At 69.0% G+C, this 17,617-nt stretch carries 20 protein-coding genes; 14 read left to right on the plus strand and 6 right to left on the minus strand.

The window, feature by feature from the left end; all coding sequences use genetic code 11:
* Positions 1-245: 245 nt before the first annotated feature.
* From AC0KUR_RS01875 to AC0KUR_RS01885, 3 genes are all read left to right on the plus strand, one after another.
* Positions 246-545 carry a hypothetical protein gene (locus AC0KUR_RS01875; RefSeq protein WP_034185731.1) on the plus strand — a complete coding sequence of 100 codons (300 nt, stop codon included), beginning with the start codon at positions 246-248 and terminating at the stop codon, positions 543-545.
* Positions 546-681: 136 nt separating this feature from the next.
* Entirely contained in the window at positions 682-1,674 is a 993-nt protein-coding gene (locus tag AC0KUR_RS01880) for a GlxA family transcriptional regulator (RefSeq protein ID WP_473375267.1), read from the plus strand.
* 149 nt (positions 1,675-1,823) lie between these two features.
* Entirely contained in the window at positions 1,824-2,387 is a 564-nt protein-coding gene (locus AC0KUR_RS01885; protein ID WP_226226847.1) for a Tautomerase enzyme, read from the plus strand.
* Positions 2,388-2,477: 90 nt separating this feature from the next.
* Here AC0KUR_RS01885 and AC0KUR_RS01890 read toward each other — a convergent pair whose 3' ends face one another.
* The gene (locus AC0KUR_RS01890) at positions 2,478-4,004 is read right to left on the minus strand and encodes an AMP nucleosidase (protein WP_473375268.1); all 1,527 of its coding nucleotides are present in this window, start codon (positions 4,002-4,004) and stop codon (positions 2,478-2,480) included.
* A 129-nt stretch (positions 4,005-4,133) separates the two neighbouring features.
* On the opposite strand from AC0KUR_RS01890, the gene AC0KUR_RS01895 reads away from it, so the two are divergent.
* The 5 genes from AC0KUR_RS01895 to AC0KUR_RS01915 all read left to right on the plus strand — a co-directional run bounded on the left by AC0KUR_RS01895 (position 4,134) and on the right by AC0KUR_RS01915 (position 7,651).
* Positions 4,134-4,529, plus strand: coding sequence for a hypothetical protein (locus AC0KUR_RS01895; RefSeq protein ID WP_021160838.1), 396 nt, complete (start codon positions 4,134-4,136; stop codon positions 4,527-4,529).
* A 101-nt stretch (positions 4,530-4,630) separates the two neighbouring features.
* Positions 4,631-5,629, plus strand: coding sequence for a homoserine kinase (locus tag AC0KUR_RS01900; protein ID WP_034185729.1), 999 nt, complete (start codon positions 4,631-4,633; stop codon positions 5,627-5,629).
* Positions 5,620-6,429, plus strand: coding sequence for a BPSS1780 family membrane protein (locus AC0KUR_RS01905; RefSeq protein ID WP_034185728.1), 810 nt, complete (start codon positions 5,620-5,622; stop codon positions 6,427-6,429). Before AC0KUR_RS01900 ends, AC0KUR_RS01905 begins: the two co-directional genes overlap by 10 nt.
* Before the next feature lie 195 nt (positions 6,430-6,624).
* Positions 6,625-7,077, plus strand: a complete 453-nt coding sequence (locus AC0KUR_RS01910; RefSeq protein ID WP_473375269.1) for a MarR family winged helix-turn-helix transcriptional regulator — start codon at positions 6,625-6,627, stop codon at positions 7,075-7,077.
* 154 nt (positions 7,078-7,231) lie between these two features.
* Positions 7,232-7,651, plus strand: coding sequence for an organic hydroperoxide resistance protein (locus AC0KUR_RS01915; protein ID WP_034185184.1), 420 nt, complete (start codon positions 7,232-7,234; stop codon positions 7,649-7,651).
* A gap of 107 nt (positions 7,652-7,758) precedes the next feature.
* Here the strand turns inward: AC0KUR_RS01915 and AC0KUR_RS01920 are convergent, their stop codons facing one another.
* Positions 7,759-7,935, minus strand: a complete 177-nt coding sequence (locus AC0KUR_RS01920; protein ID WP_069245880.1) for a DUF3563 family protein — start codon at positions 7,933-7,935, stop codon at positions 7,759-7,761.
* A 78-nt stretch (positions 7,936-8,013) separates the two neighbouring features.
* Complete coding sequence (locus tag AC0KUR_RS01925) at positions 8,014-9,123, minus strand: extracellular catalytic domain type 1 short-chain-length polyhydroxyalkanoate depolymerase (protein WP_124609078.1); 1,110 nt, start codon at positions 9,121-9,123, stop codon at positions 8,014-8,016.
* A 259-nt stretch (positions 9,124-9,382) separates the two neighbouring features.
* Here AC0KUR_RS01925 and AC0KUR_RS01930 point away from each other — a divergent pair, with 259 nt between their 5' ends.
* The 4 genes from AC0KUR_RS01930 to AC0KUR_RS01945 all read left to right on the plus strand — a co-directional run bounded on the left by AC0KUR_RS01930 (position 9,383) and on the right by AC0KUR_RS01945 (position 12,456).
* Complete coding sequence (locus AC0KUR_RS01930; RefSeq protein ID WP_034185725.1) at positions 9,383-10,081, plus strand: phosphatase PAP2 family protein; 699 nt, start codon at positions 9,383-9,385, stop codon at positions 10,079-10,081.
* A 129-nt stretch (positions 10,082-10,210) separates the two neighbouring features.
* Positions 10,211-11,011: a molybdate ABC transporter substrate-binding protein gene (gene modA, locus AC0KUR_RS01935; RefSeq protein ID WP_034185724.1), complete on the plus strand. Its 801-nt coding sequence runs from the start codon at positions 10,211-10,213 to the stop codon at positions 11,009-11,011.
* A 10-nt stretch (positions 11,012-11,021) separates the two neighbouring features.
* The gene (gene modB / locus AC0KUR_RS01940; RefSeq protein WP_034185723.1) at positions 11,022-11,699 is read left to right on the plus strand and encodes a molybdate ABC transporter permease subunit; all 678 of its coding nucleotides are present in this window, start codon (positions 11,022-11,024) and stop codon (positions 11,697-11,699) included.
* Between the two features lie 55 nt (positions 11,700-11,754).
* Positions 11,755-12,456: a sulfate/molybdate ABC transporter ATP-binding protein gene (locus AC0KUR_RS01945; protein ID WP_034185722.1), complete on the plus strand. Its 702-nt coding sequence runs from the start codon at positions 11,755-11,757 to the stop codon at positions 12,454-12,456.
* Between the two features lie 167 nt (positions 12,457-12,623).
* Here AC0KUR_RS01945 and AC0KUR_RS01950 read toward each other — a convergent pair whose 3' ends face one another.
* The 3 genes from AC0KUR_RS01950 to AC0KUR_RS01960 all read right to left on the minus strand — a co-directional run bounded on the left by AC0KUR_RS01950 (position 12,624) and on the right by AC0KUR_RS01960 (position 15,650).
* A complete protein-coding gene (locus tag AC0KUR_RS01950) occupies positions 12,624-13,460 on the minus strand; it encodes a TOBE domain-containing protein (protein WP_200086658.1) in 837 nt (278 codons plus the stop codon).
* Between the two features lie 34 nt (positions 13,461-13,494).
* On the minus strand, positions 13,495-15,141 hold the full coding sequence (locus tag AC0KUR_RS01955) for a CHAD domain-containing protein (protein WP_473375270.1): 1,647 nt from the start codon (positions 15,139-15,141) through the stop codon (positions 13,495-13,497).
* Between the two features lie 125 nt (positions 15,142-15,266).
* Entirely contained in the window at positions 15,267-15,650 is a 384-nt protein-coding gene (locus AC0KUR_RS01960) for a tautomerase family protein (protein ID WP_034185719.1), read from the minus strand.
* A 116-nt stretch (positions 15,651-15,766) separates the two neighbouring features.
* Here AC0KUR_RS01960 and AC0KUR_RS01965 point away from each other — a divergent pair, with 116 nt between their 5' ends.
* Both AC0KUR_RS01965 and AC0KUR_RS01970 read left to right on the plus strand, forming a co-directional pair.
* On the plus strand, positions 15,767-16,624 hold the full coding sequence (locus AC0KUR_RS01965) for a LysR family transcriptional regulator (RefSeq protein WP_034185718.1): 858 nt from the start codon (positions 15,767-15,769) through the stop codon (positions 16,622-16,624).
* A 41-nt stretch (positions 16,625-16,665) separates the two neighbouring features.
* Positions 16,666-17,589 (plus strand): DMT family transporter, encoded by a 924-nt coding sequence (locus AC0KUR_RS01970; RefSeq protein ID WP_473375271.1) that lies wholly within the window; start codon positions 16,666-16,668, stop codon positions 17,587-17,589.
* Positions 17,590-17,617: the final 28 nt, after the last annotated feature.

Consider the following 17,617-nt stretch of genomic DNA (forward strand, 5'->3'; position numbering starts at 1 on the left):
GGCCCGCGTGCCACGTCGCGGAGCGCCTGTCCGCACCCGCGGCTCGCCATTGTCAAATGGCGCTGGCGCATACCCGCACCCCGCCGCTGCCGGCCGGCAACCCTCCGTAACAAACCCGTCTCGCCTTTTCCGTCGCGTGCCCGCACACTGCATTCTGTCGGCGCGGCGTTCCCCCCGGTGGAACGATCCCCCTCGCTTCCATCGCGTCGTGCCGGCCTCTTTACAACGACATCACGGAAAAGAACATGCAACGCTCGCTGATCGCCCTCGCTTTCGCCGGCCTCGGCCTTTCGCTGTCCGGCCTCGCCCATGCCGTCAACGTCGACGTCAACATCGGCACACCCGCGCCGGTCGTCGTCGCGCCCGCGCCCGTCGTGGTCGCCCCGGCGCCGGCGGTCATCGTCGGCTGGCACGGCGACCGCTACTGGGACGGCCGCCGCTACTGGGAACGTCGCGAGTGGGAAGATCACCAGCGCTATCGCGGTCATGACGATCGTCGCGGTTATCACTGCCCGCCGGGACACGCGAAAAAGGGCGAGTGCTGAGCGACACTGCACGTTCACCCGCTACGCACGGCCGTCCGCGCGCTTCGCCGCCGGGCGGCCGTTTGATTTTCGGCAGCCGATATCGCATGAGGCCGAATGGTAGGATTGCCCTCGTCCAGGGCCCCTTCCGCCACTCATGCCGCTCATCCGAATCTGGGCCGTCGACCACGCCCTCGCGTCCGGCATCGCCGCGCCGACCGACATCCTGACGGCGGCCAACCATCTCGCGTCGTCGATGCCGCCCGGCCACGCGGCCGCGCCGTTCCGCTGGCGCGTCGAATCGGTCGATGGACGGCCCGTGCGCACGGCCTCCGGCCAGCTCCTTCCGGTCGACGGCGCAATCGACGGCGGCAGCCGCGCCGACGCGATCTGGCTCACGGGTCCGTTCGTCGCCGATCTCGACCGGCTGCTGGACCGGCCCGCACCGCTCGCCCCGCTGTTCGATGCACTGCGCCGGCAACACGCGCGCGGCACGCTGATCGCGACGTACTGCACCGGCGCGTTCCTGCTCGCGGAAGCCGGATTGCTCGACGGCCGCGTCGCCACGACGCACTGGTCGAAAGCCTCGAGCTTCCGCGCGCGTTATCCGGACGTGGCGCTACGCGCGTCGGACGTCCTGACCGAACAGGACGGGATCCTGTGCGGCGGCGCCGTCACGTCGTACCAGACTCTCGCGCTGCGGGTCGTCGACAAGCTGGCGAACGCGCGCCTGGCCGCGTCCGTCGCACGGCTCATGCTGATCGACGCGAACCGCGACTCGCAGGACTCGTTCATCGACCTCGACCGGATGGGCCACCATCGACACGACGATCCGGCCATCGCGCGCGCGCAACGCTGGATGGAAAAGCATCTGCGCGAGCCGTTCAGCCTCGCGCGGTTGAGCGACCACGTCGCGATGAGCGAACGCACGCTGCATCGCCGCTTCCGGGATGCGGTCGGCGCCCCGCCGCTCCGGTATCTGCAGACGCTCAGGATCGAAGTCGCGAAGCGGCTGCTCGCGGAAACGAAGCTCGCGATCGATGCGGTGTGCGAACGCGTCGGGTACGCGGACATCAGCGGTTTCCGGCAACTGTTCAAGCGCGAAACCGGCATCTCTCCCGGCGAATATCGTCGTCGTTTCGCGCGCTAGCCCGACTGGAACGGGCGCGGGACACGTTGTCGGGAATGGCATCGTCGAATGGCAGTTTCGCCACTTCGCGCGTCGGCATGCGGTTCATACACTGGATTCACGTCGCCGGAACCGGAGCGACGCCGCCTCCACCGAACCAGGACACCGCCATGCCGATGATCGACGTCACCCTCCCCGAAGGGGCACTCGCGCCGCACGCCGAAGCGCAACTGATGAACGAGCTGACCGGGACACTGATCCGTCACGAAGGACTCGATCCCGACGATCCGCGTGTGCGGGACGTGACCTGGATCTTCGTCCATCGGCCGGCGGCCGTATATCGCGCCGGTGCCGTCGCGCCTGCGCCGCTCTACCGGATCGTGCCGACCGTGCCCGAAGGACAGTACACGGACGCCGCGCGTGCGGCGCTGATCGCCGACGTGACCGCCGCCGTCGCACGCGCGGAAGGCGCGGCGGTCGACGCCGTCGCGACACGCGTGTGGGTCTTTCCAACGGAAATCGACGACGGCTGCTGGGGCAGCCGCGGCACGGTGCGTCGCCTGCCGGACATCATGGAGTATTTCGGTGGCGCGGCATTGCGGGCGCTCGGGGAACAACGCCTGGCGACCAAGCGGCGCGCGGATGCGGGCCGGGTCGTCGATGTCGTGCGCGATTCGATGCGGGAAACGGATCGGAACGGGTTTCACGAACCGGCTGCCGGCGTCGTTCGCTGACGGCGGTTGGCAGAAGGAAAGCGGCCGTGCCCCGGTAGGCGGTTGCGTCGACCATCGCGACGCGCATCCTGGCCGGGGCCGGCATTTACGTCACTGAAACGCCACTTCTGCAAAGCTCCGCAGCTTGCGGCTATGCAGCTTGTCGAGCCCGTTGGTCCGCAGGATCTCCATCGCCTTCACACCGATCTGCAGATGCTGGTCGACCTGCCCGCGATAGAACGTGTCGGCCATGCCGGGCAGCTTCAGCTCGCCGTGCAGCGGCTTGTCCGACACGCACAGCAGCGTGCCGTACGGCACGCGGAAGCGGAAGCCGTTCGCGGCGATCGTCGCGCTTTCCATGTCGAGCGCGATCGCTCGGCTCTGCGACAGCCGCTGCACCGGCTCGCGATGATCGCGCAGTTCCCAGTTGCGGTTGTCGACGCTCGCGACCGTACCCGTGCGCATCACGCGCTTCAGTTCCGCGCCCTCCAGCCGCGTGACGTCGGCCACCCCGCGCTCGAGTGCGAGCTGCACTTCGGCCAGCGCCGGAATCGGCACCCACAGCGGCAGGTCGTCGTCGAGCACGTGATCCTCGCGCACGTAACCGTGCGCGAGCACGTAATCGCCGAGACGCTGCGTGTTGCGCAGCCCCGCGCAGTGGCCGAGCATCACCCACGCGTGCGGACGCAGCACCGCGATGTGATCGGTGATCGTCTTCGCGTTCGACGGACCGACACCGATGTTGACCATCGTGATCCCGCTGCCGTCCGCGCGCTTCAGGTGATAGGCGGGCATCTGCGGCAGGCGCGGCGGCGCGGCGCCCTCGGACGGCTCGCTGCCGAGGTTCGCGTTGTACGTGACGACATCGCCCGGCTCGACGAACGCGCTGTACTGGCTGCGGTAGGCGCGCACCTCGGGATCGTCGCTTTCCGTCATCACCGTGCGGCCCAGCTTCACGAATTCGTCGATGTAGAACTGATAGTTCGTGTAGAGCACGTAGTTCTGGAAGTGCGTGGGCGACGTCGCCGTGTAGTGACGCAACCGGTGCAGCGAGAAATCGACGCGCGCGGCCGTGAACAGCGCGAGCGGATGCGGCTCGCCCGGCGCCGGCTCGAACGTGCCGTTGACGATACGGTCGTCGAGATACGACAGGTCGGGCGTGTCGAAGATGTCGCGCATCGCGAGCAGGCGGTCGCGGTCGAGCTCGCCCTCGAGATGGATGCCTTCCGGAAACGCGAAATGAATCGGAATCGGCTGCGACGACACGCCGATCTCGATCTTGACATGGTGGTTCTTCGACAGCAGGCGCAACTGCTCGCGATAGTAGTTCGCGAAGAGATCGGGGCGCGTGACCGTCGTCTCGAACACGCCCGGGCCCGCGACGAAACCGTACGAGCGGCGCGAATCGACGTGCGTGTTGACGTCGGTGCGGATCCGCACGAACGGATAACACGCGCGCACGTGCTCGGTAATCGGTTCGTGGCGGCGATAGCGCGCGAAGGCGTCGCGCAGGAAACCGGTATTCGTGTCGTAAATCGCGGACAGCCGCGCAACGGCGGCGATCGGGTCGTCGAAAGCCTCGACCGACGGGCTGTCGGGCGACAGCACGCGGTGCCGGCGGCTCAAATCGTTCTTCATTTTCATCACCTCGTCTGATCGAACGACATTACCACGGAACCCGGTCACCCTTGTGGCCGGCCCTGCGCACGCCAGGGCCGGATGGCGCGCAGTATTTGCTAAAATCGGTAGGTTCACTGGAGACTCATCATGAAGCCGCTCATTCTCGTCGTCGCTGCCGCCGCGTTTGCCGCCGCCAGCGCCGCTTACGCCGCCGGCGGCACGCCTGACGCCGACGCGCAGGCCCGGGCCGAGGCCAACGAGGCCGCCGGCCTGCCCGATCTCCGCAAGATCAACCGGCCGGGCGCCGAAGTCACGTCGAAAGTGGACTTCGCGGACATCCGCCGCACGCCGAGCTTCCACGAAAAGAGCAAGAACGGCACCGAGGTCACCGAGTACCGCGACCGCGGCAAGCCGGTCGAGATCGACGTGAAGTCGAATTTCGGCACGCGCTACCAGATGAGCTCGACGCCGGACACGTCGCCGAAGCCGCACGACGCGGGCATCCCGATCACGCGGCTGCCGTCGCTGAATCTGCGCTACTGATTCCGTGGCCCGCCGCATCGTTCGCGGCACGCCGCCTCCCTTCACCTGCTGTCGCGACGCACGCCGCCCGCGTGCCGACACCCTGACCTGACGCATCCCGCATGGCCGTTTTCACTGCTGTTTCCGACTCCGATCTCGCGCAATGGATGCGCCACTACGAACTGGGCGACGTGCTTGCGTTCCGCGGCATTCCGTCCGGTATCGAAAACAGCAATTTCTTCCTGACGACGACGCGCGGCGAGTACGTCCTCACGATCTTCGAAAAGCTCTCGGCGCAACAGCTGCCGTTCTACCTCGACCTGATGCGCCACCTGGCCGGCCACGGCGTGCCGGTGCCGGACCCGATTCCGCGTGACGACGGCGCGTTGTTCGGCGAGCTGCACGGCAAGCCGGCCGCGATCGTCACGAAGCTCGACGGCGCGGCGGAACTCGCGCCGGGGGTCGAACACTGCATCGAGGTCGGGCAGATGCTCGCGCGCCTGCACCTCGCCGGGCGCGACTATCCGAACCACCAGCCGAACCTGCGCAGCCTGCCGTGGTGGCAGGAAAACGTGCCGGCGATCGTGCCGTTCATCACCGACGCGCAACGCGCGCTGCTCGAAGGCGAGCTCGCGCACCAGGCGGCCTTCTTCGCGTCGGACGACTACGCGGCGCTGCCGGCCGGCCCTTGCCATTGCGACCTGTTCCGCGACAACGTGCTGTTCGCGCACGCGGCGCCCGGCACCGGCCACGACGTGCGGCTCGGCGGCTTCTTCGACTTCTATTTCGCCGGCTGCGACAAGTGGCTGTTCGACGTCGCGGTGACGGTCAACGACTGGTGCGTCGACCTCGCGACCGGCGTGCTCGACGCTGCGCGCGCCGATGCGCTGCTGCGCGCGTACCAGACCGTGCGACCGTTCACGGCCGAGGAGCGGCGCCACTGGAGCGACATGCTCCGCGCGGGCGCGTACCGCTTCTGGGTATCGCGCCTGTACGACTTCTACCTGCCGCGTGCGGCCGAGATGCTCAAGCCGCACGACCCCGGTCATTTCGAACGCATCCTGCGCGAGCGCATCGCGCATACGCCCGCGCTTCCCGAGATCCAAACCGCATGCAACTGATCGAAGTGCCCGCCAAAACGGGCTATGTCTGGTTCCGTCAAGGCGTCTGGCTGTTCCGCCGGAATCCGCTCGCCTTCATCACGCTGTTCTTCACGTACCTGCTGGCGATCACGCTGGTGTCGATGGTGCCCGTGATCGGCTCGGCGCTGCCGCTGGTCTTCATCCCCGGCATCGCGGTCGGCTTCATGGCCGCGTGCCGCGACACGGTGGCCGGCAAACCCGTGATGCCGACGATCCTCGTCGACGGCTTCCGCTCGTACGGTACCGTCGCGACCCAGCGGCTGCTGGTGCTCGGCCTGATCTACGTCGCGTCGATGGTGCTGGTGTTCGCCGCTTCGTCGTTCGTCGACGGCGGCGCGCTGTTCCACGTGATGATGGGCGCGGCCGACGAAGCCAGCGCGACGCCGGAATCGCTGGCCGCGCAAGGCACGCTCGGCGCGCTGTTTTTCGCGACGCTGCTCTATCTGCCGGTCGCGATGCTGTTCTGGTTCGCGCCGGTGCTGGTCGCATGGCATGACGTGCCGCCCGCGAAGGCGCTGTTCTTCAGCGTCGTCAGCTGCTGGCGCAATCGCGGCGCGTTCGTCGTGTACGGCATGCTGTGGTTCGCCGTCGCGCTCGGCACGTCGCTCGCGCTGTCGCTGCTGCTGCAGGCGCTCGGCGCCGGCGCCTACGCGCTGACGATCATGATGCCGGTGACGATCATCATCGTCACGATGCTGTACTGCTCGTTCTACGCGACCTATCGCGGCTGCTTCGGCGTGCAGGAGCCGGGCGCGCCGACGGCCACGTCGGGCCGCTGACACCCCTGGCCGGCGCACGGCGCCGGCCGGCACGCCGTTCATCGCGCCGGGTCGCCACCCGGCGCACCGCCGATCTCCCCTTTCCCGCCTCCACTACCGGCAAACCCTCGCCGGGCGCCCCTGTTCAATGCGATTTTTTGCGCGCAAAATAATTTGTGTGCAAATTGTTTGCGCGTCTACCGCGCCCTTCGACTCATGGACCGCCTACCCGCCCTGCCCCAGACGCTCGACGAGCAACTGTGCTTCGCGCTGTACTCGACTTCGCACGCGATGACGAAGGCGTACAAGCCGCTGCTCGACAAGCTGTCGCTGACCTATCCTCAATATCTGGCGATGCTCGTGCTGTGGGAGCGCGACGACATCGCGGTGAAGGACATCGCCGCGCGGCTCGATCTCGACCCGGCGACCGTCACGCCGCTGCTCAAGCGGCTGGAGGCGCTCGGTTACGTCGAACGCGTGCGCAGCGCAGCCGACGAACGCGTCGTGAACGTGCGCGTCACGCCGCAGGGCCACGCACTGAAGGATCGCGCACGCTCGGTGCCCGCCGATCTCTTTTGCGCCATGCAGCAGACGCCCGAATTCCTGATCCGGCTGCGCGCCGACCTCCAGCAGTTGCGCGACGCGCTGTCGGCCGCCAACGAACGCTGATACGCGCGCGCCGACCGACCGGCCCGGCGCTGCCGGGTTTTTCTTGCAAATTTCATTTGCACACTAATGATTAGTGTTCTATATTTTATGCGTGGCCGGCGACATCCCGTTTGACCGGACCGCTTTTCCTCTTTTCCCGACAAGGAGCTGCACGATGAACATTCTGTACAAGACCAGCGCCACGAGCACGGGCGGCCGCGACGGCCGCGCGGTTTCCGCCGACAACAAGCTGGAAGTGAAGCTGGCCGCGCCGCGTGAACTCGGCGGCACGGGTGCGGAAGGCACGAATCCGGAGCAGCTGTTTGCCGCAGGTTACTCGGCCTGTTTCCTGAGTGCGATGAAATTCGTCGCCGGCCAGAACAAGCAGGCGCTGCCGGCCGATACACAGGTCACGGCGGAAGTGGGTATCGGCCCGAACGACGCCGGCGGCTTCGGGCTCGACATCGAGCTGCGCGTATCGCTGCCCGGTCTCGACAAGGCCGACGCGCAGGCGCTGGTCGAAAAGGCCCACCACGTGTGCCCGTATTCGAACGCCACGCGCAACAACGTGCCGGTGCGCCTGACGGTCGTCTGACGCGACGCAGGACCGCCCACGCAAAAAGGGCGCGTGCGGCCACTTGCCGCACGCGCCCTTTTGCGCGATTCGTCGAAACGGCGGGCCAGCGTGCCCGCCTGCGCTGCTTAGCGCGAGCCGATCGAGTACGGGCGATTCATCGCCGCTTCGCGATCGATCTTGCGCATGCGGAATTCGAGATCGTAGATGTCGGTGGCATCGGCCAGGTACGCGTCGGCGCGCTCTTTCGCGGCCTTTTCGGCGTTCTTGGTCAGCATCAGGAAGAGGTGGCTCAGCAGGTACATGGCGATCTCGCTTTCAATGGTCTTGGACTAGGGTTTTCCCGAATTATAGGGAAAACCCTAGGCTTTGGCCAGCGTTGCTTAGACGATGCGTCGTTCGGTCGCCACAGTCCGTTGATTCGCCTCGAAAAAAGCCCAGATCATCGCGCTCGCATCGGGGCCGACCGCCGCATGAAACGCCACGGCGTCGTCGCCGCCGGCCCACGCATGATCGAGCCCTTTTACGTGACAAAGCCGCACGACCGGCTCGCCGTCGCGGCAGACGTCGGTGATCTGCGCGCCTGCTTCGCGCGTCTCGACGCGCTCGCCGCCGCGCAGTGCGCCGCGGGCATCGGCCAGCCCGTTCAGGCGCATGAACTGCACCGTCAGCTGGTCGGCGTTCTTCGGCGCGACGACGTGATCGCCGTCGCCCTGGACGATCAGGGCGGGCATGCCGGGATACGCGGCCACATCGACCAGCGCGTCGATCACCGCGGCCGGGTTCTGCCGCAGGCCGCGCCGCATCACGTCCATCGCCGTGATGCCGGAATTCGCCTCGCCGAGCGCGGGGCCCGAGTGCAGCGCCACCGCCGCGAAGCGGTCCGGATGGTGCAGCGCAAGAAGCGACGCGAGCCCCGCGCCGGCCGACAGCCCCGCCACGTAGACGCGCGACGCATCGAAACCGTGTTCGTCGACGAGCGCATCGACCAGCGAAGCCACCGCGTTCGCCTCGCCGCGGCCCGCACGGTCGGTATCTTCATACCAGTGCCAGCAGCCGTGCGCGTGCGCCCGCAGCGACTGCTCCGGATACAGCACCGCGAAACCGTGCTTGTCGGCCAGCAGGTTCATCCGCGTGCCCTGCACGAATTCGTCGACGGACTGCTGGCAGCCGTGCAGCATCACGACGAGCGGCATCGCGCCGCGCCGGCGGCCGGGCGGCACATACAGGCCGTACGCGAGATGCTGGACGAGGCGCCCGAGCGCGGGCGCCATCGGGTATTCGCCGCGCGTCCACTCGCCCGCCGCCCATGCGGCGGCACGCGGGCGCACGCGCGATTCGCGTGGCGGGGACAGATCGGCTGCGGCGGGAGAAGCCGCAGCCTCGAGTGCGTCGCGTGTGATGCGCTGTGCATCGCGCGCCGCGCGCTTCGCGGCCGGAGAGAGCATGCGTTTCATGCCGCCCAGCCACACCTTGGTCAGACTTTTGGTCATCGATCGGGCTCGCAGTCAGGAAAAATAGGGGCACCATGAAGGCGCCGCAACGGATGCATCGTTCGACTTTGTGCAATGCACCATAACATTGTTTCCAGGATTTTTCCTGCATGCGCGTCGTTCCCGGCGGCGCAAAAAACGGGCCGCATGCACACGCGGCGCTATACTGGGGTTTCGCCGCTTGTATCCGTTGTAGTCGTTCTTCCAGGCTCGCGCGTTGATTTAAGCATTCTCCCCGCCTTCGTCCGTCCCCTTCCCGATGTTCGACCTGTCGTCTCACCTGTGGATCATGATCACCGCGTTCGGCGGCGCCGGCCTGACCTTGCCGCTCGCGATCACGATCGCCGTCTGGCTGGCGCTCGGTTACTCGTGGCGGCGCGCGGCCGCATGGCTCGCCGTGCTGGCGGCCGCGATCGGCGTGGTGGCGCTCACGAAGATCGCGTTCCTCGGCTGGGGCATCGGCATCCGCGCGTGGGATTTCACGGGGTTCAGCGGCCACGCGATGCTGTCGACGTCGGTGTATCCGGTCGCGATCTTCCTCGCGCTGATCCGCACGCGCACGCCGGTGAGAATCGCCGGCATCGCACTCGGGCTCGCGGCCGGCATCGCGGTCGGCGTGTCGCGCGTCGCACTCGACGCGCATTCGCCGTCCGAATCGATCACCGGCTGCATCGTCGGCGCGATCGCCGCGCTCGCGTTCATTGCCGGCTCGTGGCGCGCGGTGCCGCACCGCTGGTCGGTGCCGGCGGTCGTCGCGAGCCTCGCGATCGTCACCGTCGCGCTGCACGGCATCACGGTGCCGTCGCATCGCTGGGTCACCAAGGTCGCGCTGCAACTGTCCGGCCACGAGCGCCCGTTCGTCCGCGCGCGCTGGAAGGCCAACCCGAACTACCATCCCGCGTCACAGCCGTCGTCGCTGCAGCGCACCGAATCGTCGGCGCACGCGCTGCGCACGTGACGGGCCGCCCGGCCGCCCCGTTCCAGGTCTGACCATTTCATGCGCGCCGTCGCATGAGCGGTATGTCGAGCGTTATAACCCGCCCTATATTACGATTACGGTTTCCACCCATTCAAAAACGAATCCGCCATGCGCCCAACCGTCCGTCCGCTTCGCCGCACCCTGCTCCGCCTGCTGCCGATCGCCACGCTTGCCGCCGCCGGCATCGCGTTCAGCGCGCCCGCTTCCGCCGCCGACGAACTGGTCGTATCGGCGGCCGCCAGCCTGACGAATGCATTCAAGGCCGTCGGCGAGGCGTACGAGAAGCAACACCCAGACACCAAGGTGCTGTTCAACTTCGGCGCGTCGGACGTGTTGATGCAGCAGATCGCCAAGGGGGCGCCGGCCGACGTGTTTGCGTCGGCCGACCAGAAGGCGATGGATCGCGCGGTGGACGAAAAGGTGATCGCGCCCGGCACGCGCCGCGATTTCGCGGCGAACTCGCTCGTGCTGATCGTGCCGGCGGACAGCCGCACGGCGGCACCGGCGTCGCTGAACGACCTGACGGCCCCCGGCGTGAAGCGCATCGCGTACGGGGACCCGGCATCGGTGCCGGTCGGCCGCTACACCGAAGGCGCGTTGCGCGCGGCCGGCGTGTGGGACGCCGTCAGCGCGAAGGGCGTACTGGCCGCCAACGTGCGCCAGAGCCTCGACTACGTCGCGCGCGGCGAGGTCGACGCGGGCTTCGTGTTCGGCACGGACGCCGCGATCATGCCGGGCCGCGTGAAGGTCGCGCTGACGGTGCCGACCAGGACGGCCATCACCTACCCGATCGCCGTGGTGAAGGACAGCCGGCACGCGGCGCAGGCGCAGTCGTTCATCGACTTCGTCGCGTCGCCGCAGGGCCAGGCCGTGCTGTCGACGTTCGGCTTCAAGCCCGCGGGCAAGTGAGCGGCGCGCGATGCAAGACGCCTGGGTACCGCTGCTGCTGTCGCTGAAGGTTGCCGGCTGGGCAACCGCGCTCGACATCGTGCTCGGCGTCGCGGCCGCGTTCGTGCTCGCGCGCTGGCGCTCGCCGCTGCGCGATGTCGTCGATTCCATCCTGACGCTGCCGCTCGTGCTGCCGCCGACGGTACTCGGCTATTACCTGCTCGTGCTGCTCGGCCGGCGCGGCGTGTTCGGCGCGTGGCTCGACGATCTCGGCATCGAGCTGGTCTTCACGTGGCAAGGCGCGGTGATCGCGTCGATGGTCGTCGCGTTTCCGCTGATCCTGAAGTCGGCACGCGCCGCGTTCGAGGGTGTCGATCCGCATCTCGAGCGCGCCGCGCGCACGCTCGGGCTCGGCGAGGTCGCGGTGTTCTTCCGCGTGACGCTGCCGCTTGCCACGCGCGGCATTCTCGCCGGCGCGCTGCTCGCGTTCGCACGCGCCCTCGGCGAGTTCGGCGCGACGCTGATGATCGCGGGCAACCTGCCCGGCCGCACGCAGACGCTGTCGGTCGCCATCTACGCGGCCGTGCAGGCCGGCGACGACCACACGGCCAACTTCCTCGTGCTCGTGACGTCGATCACCTGCATGCTCGTGCTGCTCGCGACCGGCTGGCTCGTGCCGTCGCGCGCCCGACGGAGCCAGCCGACATGAAGCGCATGCGCCGTCCGTCTCGCTCCGCGGCCCGATCGTTGCGGCGGAGGCCCACATGAGCCTCGTCGTCGACATCCGCAAGACCTACGCAAACGCCGAGCGCCGCTTCACGCTCGACGTGTCGTTCACCGCGACGACGCAGCGCGTCGTGCTGTTCGGGCCGTCCGGCGCGGGCAAGAGCATGACGCTGCAGGCGATCGCCGGACTGCTGTCGCCCGACGAAGGTGCGATCACGCTGAACGGCGAGGCGCTGTTCGACGCCGCGCGCCGCATCGACGTGCCGACCCGCGACCGCCGCGTCGCCTACCTGTTCCAGGACTACGCGCTGTTTCCGCATCTGAACGTGCGCCAGAACATCGCGTTCGGGCTCACGTCGGGGCTGCGCAATCCGCGCGCGAAGACGGTGCCGCCCGAGGTCGCGTACTGGCTGCGCGCGTTCGACCTGGAAACGCTCGCGGGGCAGTATCCGTCGCAGTTGTCGGGCGGGCAGAAGCAGCGCGTCGCGCTGGCGCGCGCGCTGGTCGCGCAGCCGCGGATCCTGCTGCTCGACGAGCCGTTCGCGGCGCTCGACGGCGCGATGCGCCAGCGCATGCGCCACGAGCTCGCCGAGCTGCAGGCGCGGCTCGATATCCCGATGGTGCTGATCTCGCACGACCCCGACGACGTCGCCGCATTCGGCGACCAGGTCGTGCAGTTGAGCGAAGGACGCGTGCAGGCGGCCCCGCCGCACGCCGGGTGGCCGACGCGCGTCAGCTGAGCGCGCGAGGCCGTGGTCGCGGCAGGCGGGTGGGCGCCTGAGAGAAGCCGCGCGGCGCGGCACCGGCTGAAAACGGAAACGAAGTCGGTGCCGTGCACGTGCCGTGCGACGCCGGCTTCGCCCCGTCCGTCGCGCGATCTTCGACGCGCGCCGCCCGAGCCGCTGCGTCAGCCCGTCACCGCGAGAATCACGCTCGACGCCTTGAACAGCGCGATCGCCGGCCGGCCCGCGTCGAGTTGCAGCGCCGCGACGCTGTCGTGGGTGACAACCGCCGTCAGCGTCCCGCCACCGTCGAGCGCCAGCGTCACCTCGCTGTTCACCGCACCCGCCACGACGGCTTCCACGCGGCCCCTCAGCTGGTTGCGCGCGGACACCTTCAGGTCGGGCCCGTCATCGTCCACCGCCAGCACGACCCACGACGCCTTCACCAGTGCGCAGGCCTCCGCGCCTTCGCGCAGGCCGAGCGCCTCGGCGCTTTCGTGCGTGAGCACGGCAACGACCGGCTGCCCGCCGGGCAGCGTGAGCGTCACCTCGTCGTTGACCGTGCCGCGCACGATCGACGCAACCTTGCCGAACAACTGGTTGCGCGCGCTGGTCTTCATCCCGATCCGGCCGATCAGCGCCCAGTCGACGTCGAAACCGGCGACGGCCGCGCTCGCGGCCTCGATGAAGCGGCGATGCTCGCGCTCGATCGTGCGGAACGCGGCGATCAGCGACGTCGCGCGCGGCGTCAGCGTCGTGCCGCCGCCGCCCTTGCCGCCCGTCGAACGCGCGACGAGCGGTTCGCCGGCAAGATTGTTCATTGTGTCGACCGCATCCCACGCGGCCTTGTAGCTAAGGCCGACGGCCTTCGCCGCTCGCGTGATCGAACCGGTATCGCCGATCGCCGCGAGCAGCGCGATGCGCGTTGCGCCGCCGAGCGTCTGCTCGCCGGCGCGCAGCCACAGCTCGCCGCCCAGTTCGAGCGGTTCGGCGGATGGGGAAGCGTGCGGTGCGTCGGTCATCGGGCGGCGTATGGGAAACGGGCGGTCATTATAGTCAGCGCGCCGCTCGGCCCGGCTTGCCGTCGAGCTTCGGCGGCCGCAGGCCGGCCAGCAGCGCCTCGGCGTCGCGCGCCGCGCGCTGTTCGAGCGCCGCGCCATAGCCGCGCACGAAACCGAGCTGGTACGGCGGCGCGCCCAGTTGCTCGAGGTGATGCAGCGCGACCATCGCGTCGTTCGCTTCACCGAGCACGCTCTGCACGCGCGTGAGCGTCTTGACCGTTTCGCTGCGCGTGCGGCGCGACGCCAGCGACGCGAAGAATTCGAGCGCATAGCGCAGCCGCTTCGCGTCGATCCGCACCTGGTGGCGCGCGGCCGTATCGAGCGACGTGAGCGACGGCGACGCATAGAGATGGCCGAACAGCCGGCGCACGCGCTTGGCCGCATGCCGCCGCAGCGGCGGCGCGGCGCCGCCCTCGGCTGCCGGCAGCGCGAGCGTGCTCAGCCATTCGAGCCAGCCGAGCGTCAGCCGCGCGTAGCGGGCCGAATGCAACGCCTGACGCAGCTCGACACGCGCGGTCGTCGACTGCGCGCGTGCCGCGTCGAGCGTGCCGTCCCAGTCGCCGTCGCCGCCGTCGGCCGCGATCAGCGCGGGCAGGCTTTCGGTCGAAAACACGTCCCAGTCGCGCACCGTGCCGAGCAGCCCGGCGAGCCAGCGCAGGTCGACGCCGAGCGTGTCGCGCCACTGGCGGTCGGCAAAACGCGGGAAGAAGCGCATCAGCGTGCGCAGGCGGCGCAGCGCGACGCGCATCTGGTGGACGAATTCGGGATCGTCGCGCTCGAGCACGCCGCCCTCGTTGCCGAGCCACTGCGCGGTGATGTCGCCGGACAGCGCGAACAGCGCGGCGCGCTGCGTGCGGATGCCGGTCAGGTCGACCGGTTGCGCCTTGACCAGCCCGCCGGCCACCGGGCCGCCCGCGCAGGCGCGGTCGATCACGCTCGTCAGTTGCACGAAGGCGGGCCACGCGCCGCTCAGCTCGCGCGCCGCGGCAAACAACGCGTGCAGCGCGGCCGTGCGCGCGGCGACGGTTTCCCAGTCGGGTGCGGCAAGCCGCAACTCGACGTAGCGGCGCGGCGGCTCGCCGCCGCCGGACAGCGTGATGTCGTCGAGCGTCATCTCGACCACGACGCCGCTGTCGTCGGCCCACCGCCCGCGTCGCCGTTCGCTGACGAGGCGCAGCGCCGGCGCATCGGGCTGCTCGCCCGCCGCCGGGGGCGCGGCGGCGTCAGGCGCGACGCCGTCGACTTCGCCCGTCGGTGCGTCGGCATCGGCTGCGGTCGTCGTCACGGATACCGGCAGCGGCATCGCAACGACGATGCCCGCATGCTCCGCATCGAACAGTTCGCGCGCGGTGACGCCGGGCGCGAACGCCTTCGTGCGCGACGCGACGACACGCCTGCCGTGCGCGTTCGATTCGACCCAGGTCCACCAGCTTGCGCCGGGGCTCGCCTCGGCCTCCTCGATCTGGCACGGCTCGATCGTCACGCGTTCATGACCCCGCCGCATCCGCACCTGCGGGCAGATCCGCCACGCGCGCACGAGCTCGGCGCCGAAGTCGCGCTGCGTGCCGCGGGCGCGACCCGCGGGCTTGACCGGCCACCCTTCCAGCGACAGCGACAACACGATTTCCAGCACACGCGACATGAAGGCTCCTGCACAAGAAGAATCGCCGGCGCATCGACCCCGCCGGCGTCGCCCGTGAAGCAGCTTCCATAGTACACGCCGTCAAATCGTGCCGGCGGCGATCTGGCCCTGTCGCCTGTCGGATATCAAACGGCGTATTGCGCGAGGCCGTTGCCGAACGACCAATCCTCCTTCAGCACCTCGACGAGACTGATGAATACGTCCTGCTGGCGCACGCCGGGCTGCTGCGAGAGGTTCTCCGCGATCGTCCGGTACAGCGCCCGCTTCTGCTCGAGCGTGCGCGTGTTGTTCGCGGTGATCTGGATCATCACGAGATCGTCGCTGCGCTCGATGTCGAGGTAATGGCGGCCGTACACGAAGTTCTCGGCCGCATGCTCGGTCACGACCATGAAGATGTCGTCCTCGGGCACGTTGAAGGTCTGCATCAGCGCGCGATGCACGCCGTCGACGAGCGCCGCGCGGTAGGCGGCCGGTTTGCCTTCGCGTACGGCGATACGGGTGAATGGCATGGTCCTGCTCCTGTCGGTGAAGTTGACGTGGAAGAAACGGAAACACGGCATCAGGTTAGGCGCGCCGAACTATAATGAACAGTCATTGATGCTTATTTCATTCATTTACACTTGAAATGAAAGTACTCGATCTCGATGCGGTCCGTGCGTTCGTACTGGTCGCCGATCTCGCCAGCTTCACGCGCGCCGCCGATGCGCTCGGCACCACGCAATCGGCCGTCAGCCTGAAGCTGAAGCGCCTGGAGGCCCATCTCGGCAAGCCGCTGCTGGCGCGCACGCCGCGCGTCGTCAAGCTGGCGGCCGACGGCGAGAACTTCCTGCCGGCCGCCCGCGCTCTGCTCGACGCGCACGAGCACGCGCTCGGCGCGATCTCGGCCGGTACGTATCGCCTGTCGCTCGGCGTCAGCGAGCACGTCGCGGTGCCCGACCTGCCGGCGGTGCTCACGAGCCTGCATCGGCAGGACCCCGGGCTGTCGCTGGAAATGCATCTCGGGACGTCGACGAACCTGCTCGCGCAATACGACGAACGCCGGCTCGACGCGGCGATCGTGCGGCACGAGCCGGGCGAGGATCCGCCGCGCGAAGACGGCACGCTGCTGTTCACCGAACCGCTGGCCTGGCTCGCCGCACCGGACTGGGCACCGCGCGCGGGCGAGCCGCTGCCGCTCGCGGTGCTGGCCGGCCCGTGCGGCGTGCGGGCCGCCGCGCTGCGCGCGCTCGACCGTGCGGCGCGGCCGTGGCGCGAACGCTTCATCGGCGGCGGCGTCGCGGCGGTCACGGCGGCGGCCGCGGCCGGGCTCGCCGTCTGCCCGCTCGCGCGGCGCGTCGCACCGCGCACGCTGGTCGACGTCGGCGCGAAATTCGGGCTGCCGCCGCTGCCGCAATCGCAGGTCGTGCTGTATTCGCGCGTACGCGACGCCCGGGCCGCGGCCGCGCTGCGCCGGTTCGCCGACAGCCTTGCAATCTCGGCGTAAACTAGCGGGTTTCGCCGTCCGCAATCTCCAGAAGAATTCCGATGAAGCCCGAAGCCCGCCAGCACCTCCGCGCCAACCTGCTGATGCTCGCCGCCGCCGCGATCTGGGGCTCGGCTTTCGTCGCGCAGCGGCTGAGCCTCGACGTGATCGGGCCGTTCCTGTTCACCGGGCTGCGCTTCCTGCTCGGCGCGCTGGTGCTGGTGCCGCTGCTGATGCTCAACGCGCCGTCGCGCGCGCAGTGCGCGGCGATCCGCCGCGAACCGGCGTTGCTGCTGCCGGGCGTCGCGCTCGGCGGGCTGCTGGCGGTATCGATCTCGCTGCAGCAATTCGGCCTGCAATACACGCGAATCGCCAACGCCGGCTTCATCAGCTCGCTGTACGTCGTGATCGTGCCGCTGATGGGCGTGTTCGCGCGCCACCGGATCGGCGCGGGCACGTGGTTCGGCGCGCTGCTCGCGGCGATCGGCCTGTATTTCCTCAGCATCGACGAGCATTTCTCGGTGCTCTACGGCGACTGGTTCCAGCTCGCGGGCGCCGTCATCATCGCCGCGCACGTGATGGCCGTCGGCCATCTCGCGAAACGGCACGATCCGCTCGTGCTCGCGTTCCTGCAGTTCCTCGTGTGCGGCATCGCGTGCCTCGCGGTCGGCGTCGCCGTCGAGCCGGTCAGCGTCGCGATGCTGCGCGGCGCGCTGCCGACGCTGCTGTACGGCGGGCTGCTGTCGGTCGGCGTCGGTTATACGCTGCAGGTCGTCGCGCAGCGCGACGCGGCGCCCGCGCACGCGGCCGTGATCTTCAGCATGGAAGGCGTGTTCGCGGCGCTCGCCGGCTGGGCCGCGCTCGGCGAAACGCTGACGCTGCGCGCGCTCGTCGGCTGCGCGCTGATGCTGGCCGGCCTGCTCGCCTGCCAGTTGCTGCCGAACGGCGACGCCCGGAAAAAGGACGAGGACGCGCTGCCGGCGTGACACGCACCGTCCCTATAATGGCGATTCG

Source organism: Burkholderia sp. YHN3-13 (assembly GCF_055810675.1).

What these genes read in the sequence shown, in the direction of transcription:
- AC0KUR_RS01905 (WP_034185728.1), top strand. Translation starts at nt 5,620, where the DNA reads ATGCAACTGATCGAAGTGCCCGCCAAAACGGGCTATGTCTGGTTCCGT.
- modB (WP_034185723.1), top strand. Translation starts at nt 11,022, where the DNA reads ATGCAAGACGCCTGGGTACCGCTGCTGCTGTCGCTGAAGGTTGCCGGC.
- AC0KUR_RS01970 (WP_473375271.1), top strand. Translation starts at nt 16,666, where the DNA reads ATGAAGCCCGAAGCCCGCCAGCACCTCCGCGCCAACCTGCTGATGCTC.
- AC0KUR_RS01885 (WP_226226847.1), top strand. Translation starts at nt 1,824, where the DNA reads ATGCCGATGATCGACGTCACCCTCCCCGAAGGGGCACTCGCGCCGCAC.
- AC0KUR_RS01895 (WP_021160838.1), top strand. Translation starts at nt 4,134, where the DNA reads ATGAAGCCGCTCATTCTCGTCGTCGCTGCCGCCGCGTTTGCCGCCGCC.
- AC0KUR_RS01945 (WP_034185722.1), top strand. Translation starts at nt 11,755, where the DNA reads ATGAGCCTCGTCGTCGACATCCGCAAGACCTACGCAAACGCCGAGCGC.
- modA (WP_034185724.1), top strand. Translation starts at nt 10,211, where the DNA reads ATGCGCCCAACCGTCCGTCCGCTTCGCCGCACCCTGCTCCGCCTGCTG.
- AC0KUR_RS01915 (WP_034185184.1), top strand. Translation starts at nt 7,232, where the DNA reads ATGAACATTCTGTACAAGACCAGCGCCACGAGCACGGGCGGCCGCGAC.
- AC0KUR_RS01950 (WP_200086658.1), bottom strand. Translation starts at nt 13,460, where the DNA reads ATGACCGACGCACCGCACGCTTCCCCATCCGCCGAACCGCTCGAACTG.
- AC0KUR_RS01910 (WP_473375269.1), top strand. Translation starts at nt 6,625, where the DNA reads ATGGACCGCCTACCCGCCCTGCCCCAGACGCTCGACGAGCAACTGTGC.
- AC0KUR_RS01960 (WP_034185719.1), bottom strand. Translation starts at nt 15,650, where the DNA reads ATGCCATTCACCCGTATCGCCGTACGCGAAGGCAAACCGGCCGCCTAC.
- AC0KUR_RS01890 (WP_473375268.1), bottom strand. Translation starts at nt 4,004, where the DNA reads ATGAAGAACGATTTGAGCCGCCGGCACCGCGTGCTGTCGCCCGACAGC.
- AC0KUR_RS01920 (WP_069245880.1), bottom strand. Translation starts at nt 7,935, where the DNA reads ATGTACCTGCTGAGCCACCTCTTCCTGATGCTGACCAAGAACGCCGAA.
- AC0KUR_RS01930 (WP_034185725.1), top strand. Translation starts at nt 9,383, where the DNA reads ATGTTCGACCTGTCGTCTCACCTGTGGATCATGATCACCGCGTTCGGC.
- AC0KUR_RS01925 (WP_124609078.1), bottom strand. Translation starts at nt 9,123, where the DNA reads ATGACCAAAAGTCTGACCAAGGTGTGGCTGGGCGGCATGAAACGCATG.
- AC0KUR_RS01875 (WP_034185731.1), top strand. Translation starts at nt 246, where the DNA reads ATGCAACGCTCGCTGATCGCCCTCGCTTTCGCCGGCCTCGGCCTTTCG.
- AC0KUR_RS01880 (WP_473375267.1), top strand. Translation starts at nt 682, where the DNA reads ATGCCGCTCATCCGAATCTGGGCCGTCGACCACGCCCTCGCGTCCGGC.
- AC0KUR_RS01955 (WP_473375270.1), bottom strand. Translation starts at nt 15,141, where the DNA reads ATGTCGCGTGTGCTGGAAATCGTGTTGTCGCTGTCGCTGGAAGGGTGG.
- AC0KUR_RS01900 (WP_034185729.1), top strand. Translation starts at nt 4,631, where the DNA reads ATGGCCGTTTTCACTGCTGTTTCCGACTCCGATCTCGCGCAATGGATG.
- AC0KUR_RS01965 (WP_034185718.1), top strand. Translation starts at nt 15,767, where the DNA reads ATGAAAGTACTCGATCTCGATGCGGTCCGTGCGTTCGTACTGGTCGCC.